We start from the raw sequence: 13,391 nt of genomic DNA on the forward strand, positions 1-13,391 counted from the left end.
TTGGGGGGGGGTGGGTCTTGGGTGTTTCCGGGTTTCCCAGGATTAGGGGTTTACTGGTGTTTTATTTCGAGCGGCGGCAATGTCTTTCCGCCGGCCGCCGGCCCGGCGCCGTCGGCCGTCGTCGTTCTCGGGCGCTGCTCAGTTCGGCGGCCCGACCGTCAGCACCACGGGGATCGTGCGCTGGACGTGTCCCGAACCGGTGACGGCGAGTCCCACGGTGTCATTCGGTCGGCGCATGTTCAGTGCCGCACGCAGGGACTGGGCGGTGGTGACGGTGTGCCCGTCGATCCCGGTGATCACGTCACCCGTGACGATGCCTGCGGCATAGGCGGGCATTCCGTAGATAGCGACGTCAACGCGCGCGCCCGTGCCCGCGGGCTCCGCGTTCGAGATGAGAATGCCGAGGGTGGCGGTCGGCCCGATGTGCACGGTGTCGGTCGGCGTGCCGGATCGGATCTGCTCCACCACCCGCATCGCGGCATCGATCGGCACCGCGTAGCCGTTCGCGGTGCGCCCCATTTCAGGTTCCGGCTCGCCCGACGCCGCGGTGATCACGCCGACCACGGCGCCATTCCGATCCGCCAGCGCGCCGCCGGACTGCCCCGAACTGACCGCCCCGGCGACCTCGAGCATGTTGGACAGCGGTTTGCGTGACAGGTCGGCGGAATTGAGCGCGACGATCGTGCTGTTCAGATTGGTGATGCTTCCGGCGATCGCGGTCGGGGTGCCGCCCGTGCCGCCCGCATTGCCGATCGCGAGCACCTCGTCGCGCATGCGCAGGTCCGACGAGGTGCCGATAGTCGCGATCACCAGGTCGGCCGCGTTGCCGAGTTCCAGCAGCGCGATATCGGCGCCCGAGTCGTAACCACGCACTGTCGCGTCGTACTCCAGCCCGTTGCCGACATCGGTGACCGTGACGATCTCCGCGCCCTTCACCACATGATGGCTGGTCAGCACCTGCCCGTCGGGAGTGAGCACGATTCCCGACCCGGCCGCACCGGGTCCGGAGGAGTGGCTGGAGGTGCTGATGTTCACCAGTGCCGGTTGGACGACGCGCGCGACCGCCACCGGGTCCAGCTGCCGTACCGGCTCCGATAACGCGGGCGAGGTGTCCGGTCCGCCGGTCGGCCAGCCGGGCAGTTCGCCACGGAACCCCAGGAAAGCGGCGGCCGCGAGCATCGCGGCGACGACCAGCGCGAGCGCACGCCCACCGCCTGCCGCCCGACCCCGCTCGGGCACGCGATGCCATTCGTCGTCCATCGTCTCCCGCCTCGGCTGGACCTGATGAATTCCATTGTGGCTGGAGATCATTATCGCGCCGGGCGGATTCCACGAACACCCCCGCGTCGCGCGGCCTATCCGGCGAGGCGTTTGTCAAACACGCGCATGCAGCGGTAGGCATGTAAGCATGAGCGAGGGCAGCGAGCGAATGATATGCACAGCGCGTGCGGGTATGGCGGAGCCGAGCGTCAGCGAGGCGCAGTCATGAGCACCGCTGCCGCTTACGCCATGCCCGCGCCCGACGGCGCCTTCGAGAAGATCACCATCGAGCGCCGTGAACTGGGGCCGCGCGATGTGTTGATCGACGTCAAATACGCCGGTATCTGTCACTCCGACATCCACACCGCGCGCGACGAATGGGGCAGCGCCAAGTACCCCTGCGTGCCGGGGCACGAGATCGCGGGCATCGTCGCGGCGGTCGGCTCGGCGGTGACCAAGCATCAGGTCGGAGACCGAGTCGGCGTCGGGTGCATGGTGGACTCCTGCGGCGTCTGCGGCCCCTGCCTCGCCGATGAGGAGCAGTACTGCGAGGCCGGCGCCACCATGACCTACAACACGCCGGTCGATCCGGCCGTCCAGCCGGGCGGCTACACGATGGGCGGCTACTCGACGCAGGTCGTGGTGACCGAACATTTCGTTCTCTCGATTCCCGAGGGCATCGGGCTCGATGTGGCCGCGCCGCTGCTGTGCGCTGGCATCACGTTGTTCTCCCCGTTGCGGCATTGGCAGGCGGGACCGGGCACGCACGTCGCGATCATCGGCATGGGCGGACTCGGACACGTCGGGGTGAAGATCGCGGCGGCGATGGGCGCGGAGGTCACGGTGCTCAGCCACTCGCTCGGCAAGCAGGACGACGGCAAGCGGTTCGGCGCCAACCACTACTACGCGACCAGCGATAAGCAGACCTTCCGCGAACTGCGCAACCGCTTCGACCTCATCCTCAACACCGTCTCGGCCGACCTGCCGATCGACAACTACCTGCGTCTGCTCGCGGTGAACGGAACCTTGGTGCAACTCGGCGTGCCCGAGAATCCGATGAGCGTCAAGACTTTCAGCCTCTCCGCCTACCGGCGCTCGCTGTCGGGCTCGATGATCGGCGGCATCGCACAGACCCAGGAAATGCTGAACTTCTGCGCGGCGCACGGCATCGGCGCGGAGATCGAGCTGATCTCGGCCGACGAGATCGACGGCGCCTATGACCGGGTCGTCGCGAGCGACGTCCGCTACCGGTTCGTCATCGACGCCGCGACGATCTAGCGGCCCAGACCCAGCCATCTGGTCGGCGGCCCCGGCAGTTCATCGGATTACCGGCGGAACAACGGATCTAGGATGCACACGGGTGACTCACCGGTGCACCCAGCAGCCGAGGCCACTCGACAGCAGGCCCGCGAAGGTGGCCTCGGCGCACCCCGATTGCCTGCTGAAAGAGGCGGAGGACTGTTGTGCCTGCGGATGAAGACAGCTCGCCGATCGACAAGGCTCCCGGCGGCAAAGCTCCGGAGAACTCCGACGATGTGGTGGTCACCGACGATGTGACAGCGGGGCCGCCGCCCTGGCTGTTGCGTGCGTTCCTGCTCGCCGCGGCGACGGTGGCCGGTCTGGTCGGCGGCTTCTGGCTATTGACCCGGCTGCAAGGGCTGCTGACGGTGCTGTTGATTTCGCTGTTCCTCGCCTTCGCTATCGAACCCGCGGTGAACTGGCTCGCGGCCCGTGGCTTGCGCCGCGGACCGGCGACCGGGCTGGTGTTCCTCGGCTTGACCGTGCTCAGCGTCGCCTTTGTGTGGACACTCGGCGCGCTGCTCGTCGAGCAGGTCACCACGCTGGTCAAGAACGCGCCGCAATACGCGGACCAGGCGGTCGACTGGATCAACCGCACCTTCAAGACCGACTTGTCCGGCACCGACATCGGGAAGATCGCCAAGGATCGCAGCGCAACCATCGAGGGCTACCTGGACGGCTTGGCGGGCAATGTCTGGGGCATCGGCACCACCGCGGTCGGCGTGCTCTTCCAAGCCCTGGGCGTGCTGTTGTTCACCTACTACTTCGCCGCCGACGGTCCGCGCTTCCGCCACGCCGTCTGCTCGCTGCTGCCGCCGTACCGCCAGCGACATGTGTTGCGCGCCTGGGACATCGCCGTCGAGAAGACCGGCGGCTATATCTTTTCGCGCGGGCTGCTCGCACTCTGCTCGACCATTGCGCACTACGTGGCATTGCGCGTGCTCGATGTGCCGTCGGCCTTCGCGCTCGCGCTCTGGGTCGGCGTTGTCTCGCAGTTCATTCCGACGGTCGGCACCTATCTCGCCGGTGCGCTGCCGGTGGTCGTCGCGCTGGTGCACGGCCCGAGCACGGCGCTGTGGATTCTGGGCTTCATCATCGTGTACCAGCAGTTCGAAAACTATGTGCTGCAGCCGAGAATCACCGCGACCACCCTGGACATGCATCCCGCCGTCGCGTTCGGCGCGGTGCTCGCGGGGGCGGCGATACTCGGGCCAACCGGTGCGCTGCTCGCCATTCCGGTGACGGCCACCGTTCAAGCCTTCGCCGGCGCGTATGTCCGTCGGTACGAGGTCGAGTCCGATATCCACTCCGACCTGCCGGTGCCACCCAAGAAGGATCGCCCGAAGTGGACCAGGCAGTTGGCCATTCGGCTCACGCGGGGCGGGCGAGCGCCGACGGACTGATCGCGAGACGGCGCGGCCCGCATGGCGGCTCCACCACGTGCGCGCACTCGACGGGATCCGCGTTCCGCGTGACGGCAGGGGAACTCCCGCACCGGAGGCGCAATCCGAGCACCGTGCTCGCGGGCGGTCCGGCGCGAAGTCGGGTCGGACGATCACGGCGTGGCCGCACTCGTAGATCGGAGCGGTCGCGCTCGGCCACAGCCGTCGAACCCGTCCCTGACACTTGTTTGAAACGTATGTCACAAACGGACGTATGCCCTCCTGCTATGGTTCGGCAGTGGGAACCCGAGAAGATCTGCTGGCCGCGGCCAAACAATGCCTGGCCGAACGCGGCTACGCGCGAACCACTGTGCGCGACATCGTGGCCGCCTCCGGCACCAATCTGGCGGCCATCAACTACCACTTCGGCACCCGCGACAAGCTCCTGAATCAGGCGATGGTGGAGTCCAGCGCCACCGCGGTCCAGCAGATCCTCGCCGCACTGCCCGACAGCGACGCCGACGACCCCGGCGCACGCCTTGACACCTTTCTCCAGCAGCTGATCAGCTCGTTCACCGAAAACCGCGCCCTCTGGTCGGCGAATGTCGAAAGCCTGGCCCAGGCACTGCACTCCCCCGACCTCCGCGCCGAACTGGGCGACGCCCAAGCCCTGGCACGCGCCGAACTCGGCGAGTTGTTCGCCCCCACCGCCAAGGACCCACATCTGGGCGCGGTCCTCCAAACCTTGATCGGCGGCCTCCTCATCCAGTGGCTGGTCGACCCCGACCACGCCCCCACCGCCGCCGACATCAGCACCGGCCTCCGTACCCTGGCCACGCTGGCCTGACCGGCGAGCGGGACATGACTGCGGCGGTCATCGCCTGGTCCCTCCGTCATGTCCCGCTCGCCTTGGGCCGAGAGGTTGCCCGGCAACATCTTGCCCCGCGCGCACCTCATCGCCCGAGCGGCGCGCACGGGGCCAACTCGCCGGGCAGATATGTCAGTGCGACGGGAGGCCGTGGCACATGCTGGATCGATGGCGATCCTGCTGGCGTTGGCGTCTATGTGTTCGACGCTGGTCGGGGGGCTGGTGGCGGTGCGGATCGGGGACCGGAGGCATTTGGTGCTCGGGGTGGCGGCGGGGGTGATGCTCGGGGTGGTCTTCTTCGATCTGCTGCCGGAGGCGTTGGCGGAGTCCGCGCATATTGTGCTCGGGGTGCCCGACGCGCTGATCGCCACGGTGTTCGGGTTTCTCACCATCCATGTCATCGAGCGTGCGGTTGCCGTGCACACCGGTCATGAACACGAATTCGGTACGCACAAGCACGGGTTCGAGTCAGTGGGGCTGCTTGCCGCGGCCGGGTTGATCTTTCACAGCATGCTCGACGGTCTCGGGATCGGACTCGGTTTCCAAGCCGGAGCGACCGTCGGCATCGCCGTCGCCATCGCGGTGATCAGTCACGACTTCGCCGACGGTTTCAATACTTTCACCATCACCACCCTCTACGGCAGTGCCCGCAAACGAGCCCTCACCCTGCTCGCCCTGGACGCCATCGCCCCCGTAGTCGGCGCGATAATCGGCACCGTCATCCGCGTGCCCGCCGAAGCGGTCGGCCTCTACCTCGGCTACTTCGCGGGCTTCCTGCTCTACCTCGCCACCGCCGATATCCTCCCCGAAGCCCACGCGCAACACCCCTCCCGGCTGACCCTCGCCTGCACCGTGGGAGGCGCCGCATTCATGCTGGCGGTCTCGGCATTGAGCCACTGACAGCCGCGCGGTCTCGCCGCCGACTCCCGTGAACGTGGCGGCAACCGCCGTAGCGGGTCCGGCGCTGGGCAGCCGACCGACAACTCCCTGACGGAATGATTGGAGGGCTGTTCAGTTGCGCCAGAACACAACTCGCCGAGACCGCCGATCCGCGACGGACGACCCGGATCGGACCGGACACCAGCCCGGCGCGTTCATCTCGGATCGACAGCCGAACGGCCCCTACGAGCGAGGGCTCGAGGGGCCGTTCGGTTGTGCCAGAAGGCGATTCGTCGAGATGTCAGTCGCGATGGACCTATCGGTGGTCAGTGTCGGCCCGCGCGAGGCGGGGCCGCCTGGTCGCGGGAGGTCGAGCGAACGTGCGACGTGCCCGTGCGCGCGGGGCGGCCCTGGGACCGGCCTGCGGCGGTATCGGCGCCACGGGTGACGGCAGCGCCTGCGGCACGGGGGTTTCGGCTGCGCTGTCCACCGGTTGCGGCACCGTGGTCGGCACGGCCACGCGACTGACCGTCGAAGCCGCCGCCACGCGCGTCACTGTTGCGCGATGAACCGGCAGGACGCTCGGACCGGCCACTCGAACGACCATCGAAGCCGCCGCCACGTCCGTCACCGGTACGCGCCGGGCCGGCAGGACGCTCGGACCGGCCACTCGAACGACCATCGAAGCCGGTACCGCGATCGAACGAGTCGCTCGCACCACGCCCGTTGCGGCTCCGCGACGACCCACCGGCCACCGCGTCACGACGAGACTGTCCGCCTGCGCCTTGACCACCACGGGTGCGGGCGCCACCGGTCGCGGCGCCGCGTCCGTCGCTGCTCGGGCGGCTGTTCCGGTTGCGGGCCTGGCCACCGGTGTGCGTGGAGGCGGTCGGGTTGTAGGTCGGTGCGACGAGCGGGGCGATCTCGCCGACCAGGTCGGTCACCGGCGCCGAGTCCGCGGTCACACGCTGCGGGCTCACCTGGATGCCTGCCTTGCGCAGCAGTCCGGCGACGTCCCTGCGCTGCTCCGGGAGAACGACGGTGACCACATCACCGGCGCTGCCCGCGCGGGCGGTCCGCCCGGAGCGGTGCAGGTATGCCTTGTGCTCGGCGGGCGGGTCGACGTGCACAACCAGCTCGACATCATCGACGTGCACGCCGCGCGCGGCGATATCGGTGGCGACGAGCACGCGCGCCGAGCCATCGGTGAACGCGGCCAGGTTGCGGTCACGGGCGACCTGGGAGAGGTTGCCGTGCAGATCGGTCGCGGGGATGCCCGCGGTGGTCAGCTGCTTGGCGAGCTTGCGCGCCTGATGCTTGGTGCGCATGAACAGGATTCGGCGGCCGCCGCCGGAGGCCAGGGTGCGCACGAGCGCGTTCTTGGCGTCGACGCCACCGACCTCGAAGACGTGGTGGGTCATCGCGGCCACCGGCGAGTTCGCCTCGTCGACGGAGTGCGATGCGGGATCGCGCATGAATCGTTTGACCAGCTTGTCCACGCCGTTGTCCAGTGTGGCGGAGAACAGCAGGCGCTGGCCGGTCGGCTGGGTGGCCGCGAGGATCCGGGTCACCGAAGGCAGGAACCCGAGGTCGGCCATGTGATCGGCCTCGTCGAGCACGGTGACCTGCACCTCGTTGAGGTGCACCACGCGCTGACGCATCAGATCTTCCAGCCGGCCCGGGCAGGCAACGACGATATCGACGCCTGCGGCGAGTGCGCGGCTCTGCCGCACCTGGGAGACGCCGCCGATGATCGTCGTCACCGTCAACCCGCAGGCCACGGCCATGGGCTCGAGCGTCGCGGTGATCTGGGTGGCCAATTCACGCGTCGGGGCGAGGATCAGGCCGGCGGGCCGACCCGGCTTGCGCACACCGCCGGCGAGCCGGTCGACCATCGGGATGGAAAAGGCCAGCGTCTTGCCGCTGCCGGTCTTGCCGCGGCCGAGCACGTCACGGCCGGCGAGCGAATCGGGCAGGGTGGCGGCCTGGATCGGGAACGGTGCGGTGATGCCGTTCGCCACGAGGGCGTCGACCAGCTTCTTGCGCACGCCGAGCGCGGCAAAAGAGGTCACAGGGGCAGAGCTCGAGGAACGAGTCGTCATAGAAGTACGGGTGCCTTTCCGGCATCGGGGGTTGTACCGCAGCGGCACGCAAGGATGGTGTGTCCATACCTGCGTTCGGTGTTAGGACACCCAGCTGCGGGGCCGACGCGAAAGAAAGACATCCACGACGGACATAGGGCGACTGTGCAAGATCAACAATCGCCGACTAGCAACCATAGCGCAGTTCCGCGCCTTCTCCGGCAGGGGCGTCGTAGGTCACTGCCGGAAAGCCGACGCCACGCACCGGCGACCCGCAGTCCGGCACCGCACTCTCGTCCGACACCCGTACCGCGGCCTGCGATTTCACCATCGCGCATCCATCAGCCGCTCCGTGAAGGTGACTTTCGTCATCGAACGCCACGCGACATTGCCGCAAATGTCCGTACAGCGGGTCAGCACCCCAATCGCCGCCGCAACGCCACGCAACCCGAGCGCCACGCACAGCGCGTCAAGACGCCGCACAGGTGCGAGGCCGATGAGTGGCACATGGCTGCGGCGACGGCCGAGAGACCGACACCATGGTGTGCCACTCGCCCTCGATGACGCCTACCACGAGTCAAGCCGCGGGGGCGACGATCCGGAGGACGGCGGCGACGGATTGGTCGGCGAGGGTGTCGGTCAGAGGCAGGTGGCCGAAGAGGGCGCGATAGTAGATGGGGGCGGCGATGGCGTCGAGGACGAAGTCCATGTCCAGGTTCTGGTCGATCTCGCCGCGGCGGATTGCCGATGCGAGCGCGATTGCGGTGGTGTGCCTGCGCGGCTCGAAGACGGTGGCCAGGAAGTGCTCTCGCAGGGCCTGATCGTTGGCGAGGTCGGCGACCAGGGCAGGCAGGACGTGGTGCAGCGAGGTATCCCTCAGTGCCGCAACGAGATTGCGCAGTGCGATGGTCAGATCGGCGCGGAGGTCGCCGGTGTCGGGGGTCGGGTGAAGACCGAGCAGGTCGGCGACTACATCGACCACCAGGTGCCGCTTCGATGGCCAGCGGCGGTAGATGGCCGGTCGATGGATACCGGCCCGGGTGGCGATCTGGCCGATGGACAGGTCTGCGTAGCCGGTTTCATCGAGCAGTTCCCGAGCCGCCGCGAGCACCGCGGCATCGATCCGGTCTTCGCGCGCCCTGCCCGCCATCAGAAGACCGGTCGCGGCATCAGCACGACCCGCCAGCCGTCCGGATCCGGAAAGGTCAGTCCGCCGTGCTCGGCCCAGTACGGGTTCTCCGCAGCCACCGGTTCCACACCGAAATCGCCGAGCCGCTGCGCCACGTAGTACATCTGCGCTTCGCCCGAGAAGTACAGCACCAGAAGGTTTTCCGCACTGGGCGCGTCGCCGGGGCTGCCGTCGGCGTGGCTGGTGAACTCCAAGTGGTACCCGGCCCCCGGCAGCCCGAGCATCACTCCGTCGTAGCCGGCGTGGTTCTCGAATCGATACAGCTCCCGCAGCCCGAGCCCTTCGACATAGAACCGCACCACCTCTGCCAAACGATCGGTGGGTCGAGCAATCCGAACTTGTGCCACCGGCAACGACTCGGGCCAGGTCTCGGTCGTATCCACCATAGTTCAAAGATACGGTACGTACTGTACCGATATCAAGAGACCGCTTTCACCGAATCGCCGGCCGGAAGAGGCACCGGCCCGCGGCCGACACTCCGACAGCCGCCGGAATAGCTAAGGCCGCCCCCACATCACTCGGACATGAAGGCGGCCCTCAGCTTTGGCTATTCGGCCGACGTCGCCCGCCGACGAACCCGGCGCGCGGCCGCGACCATATTGCGCAGCGACGGCTCGAGCTGCCAGTAGTGTCGCGTCTTCAAACCACCGTCCGGATTCGCCCATAGTCGTTCCGGCGTCACCGCTTCGGCTGCGGCCGTGAGCAATTCGTCGAGCTCATCGATGTCCGGGATGCGCGCCGAACGGCTTTCGTAGACACCGGGTCCCACACCGTGGCTCAGGCCGTGGCCGGAGGCGCAGTCGTCCTTGAGCGCCTTGAGCACCCATTCGATGGAGCGGGTCGCGACGAGCGCGGTGACGTCGGCATCGAGCTGCTCGATCGCCTCGACCACCTCGGCACGACCGGAATAGTTGATATGCGTGTGGATCTGAGTTTCCGGCCGCACACCGGAGGTGGCGAGGCGGAATGCGCCGACGGCCCAGCGCAGGTATTCGGCGCGGCCGACGGGACGCGGCGGCAACATTTCGCGAATGGCGGGCTCGTCGACCTGAATGATCGAGATGCCCGCGCGCTCCAGGTCGACGACCTCGTCGCGGATCGCCAGCGCCACCTGGTCGGCGGTTTCGAACAGCGGCTGGTCCTGGCGGACGAACGAGCGCGCGATCATGGTGACCGGACCGGTGACCATGCCCTTGACCGGCTTGTCGGTCAGCGACTGGGCGTAGGTGATCCATTCGACCGACATCGGAGCCGGACGCGACACGTCGCCATAGATGATCGGCGGTCGGACACAACGGGATCCGTACACCTGCACCCAACCGAAGTGGGTGGTCGCGAAGCCGTCGAGCAGCTCGGCGAAGTACTGGATCATGTCGTTGCGCTCGTGCTCGCCGTGCACGAGCACGTCGAGGCCGATGTCCTCCTGCAGGCGGATCGTGGCCTCGATCTCGGCCTCGACCTTCTTGCGGTACTCCGCGTAGGACAACCTGCCCTCGCCGAGATCGTGGCGGGCCTGCCGGATCCGGGTGGCCTGCGGGAAGGAACCCAGCGTGGTCGCGGGCACCGGCGGCAGATTAAGCTTGCGCTGCTGGGCTTCTCGGCGCACCTCGTAGGGCGCACGCTCACGCATATCCGGCGTGACCGCGTAAACCCGTTGCCGCACTGCGTGCTTCTGCTTGAAGTGCACCTCGGTCGGCCGCTTGCGCCACTTCTCCGATGGCCCCTCGGTGAGCGCCTTGGCGAGCGAAACCACCTCGCCCACCTTCTGTTTCGCGAAGGCGAGGCGATCGGCGACATTGCCCTCGATGTCGTATTCGGCGAGCACGTCGTAGGGCACGTGCAGCAGCGTCGTACCGGTGGAGACGACCAGGTCGGGGCAGACCTTCGCCAGCTCGTTGAGGTAGGACAGCGTGACGAACCGGTCCGCGCGCCACACATTGAGGCCGCTGATCACACCGGCGTACAAACGCTTACGCCGAATGCCGGGAACCTTCGCGAGTTCCTCGGGGTCGATCCGGAAGCTCGCCAGGTCCAGGCCGATGGCCTCGACATTGGTGCCCGCCAGGATGGCCAGCGCTTCGCCGAAGTCGCCGTACTGACCGGTGACCAGCATGCGCGGCCGCAGTGGCGCCTTCGAAAGTCGTTGGTAGGCCTTATCGAACGCGGCCAGCTCGGCGGGGCTGCGCTCACCGGTGAAACATGGCTCGTCCAGCTGCACGCAGGTGGACCCGCGCTTGGCGAGAATCTCGAACAGCTCCTCGTACACCGGAAGTAGCTTGTCGAGCAGGCTGAGGGTGTCGAATTCCGCCTCGCCCGGCACGTGCCCGGCCTTGGACAGCAGCAGCAGCGACAGCGGGCCGAGCACCACGGGGCGCAGCTCGATATCGCGTTCCTTGGCCCTGTCGAATTCGTCGAGCAATGCCTCGGGATGCAGTGAGAACTCGGTGGATTCATCGAGTTCGGGCTGCCGGTAGTGGTAGGCGGTGCCGAAGAACCGCACCAGCTCCAGCGGCGGCAGGTCGGGACGACCGCGCGCCATCAGGAAATAGAAGTCCAGCGGGTCCAGTTCGTCCTGGAGCGGCTTGAACCTGGTCGGCACCGCGCCGAAGAGCAGCGCGTTGTCCAGCACATGGTCGTAGAAGGAGAAGGTGTTGCCGGGAACCTGGGTGAGCCCGGTGGCGGCCAGCTCGTTGAACTGCCGTTCCTGGATGTCGCGCCCGACCGCGAGCAACTCGTCGCGGGATGCCCCGCCGCGCCAATAGGCCTCCAGGGCCCGCTTGAGTTCCCGGTGCGGTCCGATCCTCGGGTACCCGAGGATGCTCGACCCGTAACCATCGGTGACGTTGACCATGCGCGGGATGCTCCCTTTCGATCACCTGCGCTGACGCCCACCGCCGAACGGTGGAACGCCGCACAGCGCTGCGCTCTCGGTGTTCGAGCGAGCCGCGACCACGACTCGCCTTCTTGCAGCTTATGCCGATAACCCCATCCACCCGGCCGTTCCTGAGGCCGGATGGTGTTCAGCCGACCCACCCACCACGGAGCGAGTCTTACGAGCGACCGTTCGCGGCCGGCTCGCGTCCGAGTGGCCGAAGCGCATGCGACGAAGTCGCAAGTCTCGGCCGCTCGGACGCGAGCCTTCGGGGCCGCGAACACGCAGCGCCGCAGGCGCTGCACATCAAACACAGCCGCAGGCGCTGCAAATCAACTCAGACCTTGTACTGGTAGAAACCCGCGCCGGTCTTCTTACCGAGCAGGCCCGCTTCGACCATGCGCATCAGCAGCGGCGGGGCCGAGTACAGCGGCTCCTTGAACTCCGCGTACATGGAGTCGGCGATCGACTTGACGGTGTCGAGGCCGACGAGGTCGGTCAGCGCCAACGGGCCCATCGGGTGGGCACAGCCGAGCACCATCGCCTTGTCGACGTCTTCCTTGGTGGCGAAGCCGGACTCCACCATGCGGATCGAGGACAGCAGGTACGGCACCAGCAGCGCGTTCACCACGAAGCCGGAGCGGTCGGCCGAGCGGACGACCTGCTTGCCGAGCACGTCGCCCGCGAATGCCTCGGCGCGCTTGGACACCGACTCGCTCGTCTTGAGCGTGGTGACCAGCTCGACGAGCGGCAGCACCGGAACCGGGTTGAAGAAGTGCATGCCGACCACGCGCTCGGGGTTCGCCGTGGCGACCGCGATCTTCATGATCGGGATGGAGGAGGTGTTGGAGGCCAGCACCGCGTCGGGGTCGGTGACGACCTTGTCGAGCTCGCTGAAGATCGAGGTCTTCACCTTCTCGTCCTCGAGCACCGCCTCGACCACCAGCTGGCGGTCGGCGAAGTCGCCGAGGTCAGCGGTGAACCGCAGCCGCCAGGCGGCCTGCTCGCGCTCACGCTCGGTGATCTTGCCGCTGCTGACGCCACGGTCGAGTGACCGCAGGATGCGGGAACGGCCTGCGGCGGCTAGTTCCCGAGTCTGTTCGAAGACGAGCACGTCGATATGCGCGCGAGCGCACACCTCCGCGATTCCGGCACCCATCTGTCCGGCGCCGATAATGCCGACGCGTTGAATCTTCTCGCTGCTCACGTCCCGCTCCTGCTGGTTTGTCTGGCAATCGGGTGGCTTGTGGCGAAGGAGCGACGCGGTCCGCGGCGAGCCTTCGATGGTCCAAGGTATAGGGATATGCCCTCCCCGCCGAGGGCTGTTCGGCGGGGAGGGCGGCACACCCCTACTGGAGTAGAGGGCTATCGGTATTCACGTCGGGAAACCTCATTTCCCATGCGATACACAGGCTGGCGACGCGGACTGCTTACGCAACCACGCACCGGGCGAGTCTTACGAGCCCGTTCGCGGCCGGGGGGGGGGGGGGGGGGAGCCGGCGGACCGCGCAGCCCCCCCCCGAGGGAACCCCGGTCTCAGATAAGCAAGGGGCGCGGGCCG

At 67.6% G+C, this 13,391-nt stretch carries 11 protein-coding genes; 4 read left to right on the forward strand and 7 right to left on the reverse strand.

Going from position 1 to position 13,391, the window contains the following annotated elements:
- Nucleotides 1-138: 138 nt before the first annotated feature.
- On the reverse strand, nt 139-1,260 hold the full coding sequence (locus tag ACFU4Z_RS35835) for a S1C family serine protease (RefSeq protein WP_379072668.1): 1,122 nt from the start codon (nt 1,258-1,260) through the stop codon (nt 139-141).
- 225 nt (nt 1,261-1,485) lie between these two features.
- Here ACFU4Z_RS35835 and ACFU4Z_RS35840 point away from each other — a divergent pair, with 225 nt between their 5' ends.
- The 4 genes from ACFU4Z_RS35840 to ACFU4Z_RS35855 all read left to right on the forward strand — a co-directional run bounded on the left by ACFU4Z_RS35840 (nt 1,486) and on the right by ACFU4Z_RS35855 (nt 5,709).
- Nucleotides 1,486-2,538 (forward strand): NAD(P)-dependent alcohol dehydrogenase, encoded by a 1,053-nt coding sequence (locus tag ACFU4Z_RS35840; RefSeq protein WP_379072670.1) that lies wholly within the window; start codon nt 1,486-1,488, stop codon nt 2,536-2,538.
- A 185-nt stretch (nt 2,539-2,723) separates the two neighbouring features.
- A complete protein-coding gene (locus tag ACFU4Z_RS35845; protein ID WP_379072672.1) occupies nt 2,724-3,962 on the forward strand; it encodes an AI-2E family transporter in 1,239 nt (412 codons plus the stop codon).
- Between the two features lie 277 nt (nt 3,963-4,239).
- Nucleotides 4,240-4,788, forward strand: a complete 549-nt coding sequence (locus ACFU4Z_RS35850; protein WP_379072674.1) for a TetR/AcrR family transcriptional regulator — start codon at nt 4,240-4,242, stop codon at nt 4,786-4,788.
- Nucleotides 4,789-4,977: 189 nt separating this feature from the next.
- Nucleotides 4,978-5,709: a ZIP family metal transporter gene (locus ACFU4Z_RS35855; protein ID WP_379072677.1), complete on the forward strand. Its 732-nt coding sequence runs from the start codon at nt 4,978-4,980 to the stop codon at nt 5,707-5,709.
- A gap of 305 nt (nt 5,710-6,014) precedes the next feature.
- Here the strand turns inward: ACFU4Z_RS35855 and ACFU4Z_RS35860 are convergent, their stop codons facing one another.
- The 6 genes from ACFU4Z_RS35860 to ACFU4Z_RS35885 form a co-directional block, all read right to left on the reverse strand.
- Nucleotides 6,015-7,790, reverse strand: a complete 1,776-nt coding sequence (locus ACFU4Z_RS35860) for a DEAD/DEAH box helicase (protein WP_379072679.1) — start codon at nt 7,788-7,790, stop codon at nt 6,015-6,017.
- 166 nt (nt 7,791-7,956) lie between these two features.
- Nucleotides 7,957-8,100, reverse strand: coding sequence for a hypothetical protein (locus ACFU4Z_RS35865; protein WP_379072681.1), 144 nt, complete (start codon nt 8,098-8,100; stop codon nt 7,957-7,959).
- Between the two features lie 246 nt (nt 8,101-8,346).
- On the reverse strand, nt 8,347-8,919 hold the full coding sequence (locus ACFU4Z_RS35870) for a TetR/AcrR family transcriptional regulator (protein WP_379072683.1): 573 nt from the start codon (nt 8,917-8,919) through the stop codon (nt 8,347-8,349).
- Nucleotides 8,919-9,344, reverse strand: a complete 426-nt coding sequence (locus tag ACFU4Z_RS35875; RefSeq protein WP_379072685.1) for a VOC family protein — start codon at nt 9,342-9,344, stop codon at nt 8,919-8,921. The genes ACFU4Z_RS35870 and ACFU4Z_RS35875 overlap by 1 nt, the downstream gene beginning before the upstream one ends.
- Before the next feature lie 161 nt (nt 9,345-9,505).
- A complete protein-coding gene (gene metE / locus ACFU4Z_RS35880) occupies nt 9,506-11,809 on the reverse strand; it encodes a 5-methyltetrahydropteroyltriglutamate--homocysteine S-methyltransferase (protein WP_379072687.1) in 2,304 nt (767 codons plus the stop codon).
- A 358-nt stretch (nt 11,810-12,167) separates the two neighbouring features.
- On the reverse strand, nt 12,168-13,037 hold the full coding sequence (locus ACFU4Z_RS35885) for a 3-hydroxybutyryl-CoA dehydrogenase (RefSeq protein ID WP_379072689.1): 870 nt from the start codon (nt 13,035-13,037) through the stop codon (nt 12,168-12,170).
- Nucleotides 13,038-13,391: the final 354 nt, after the last annotated feature.

Origin of the sequence: Nocardia sp. NPDC057440 (assembly GCF_042802915.1) — a bacterium.
Lineage (GTDB): Bacteria > Actinomycetota > Actinomycetes > Mycobacteriales > Mycobacteriaceae > Nocardia.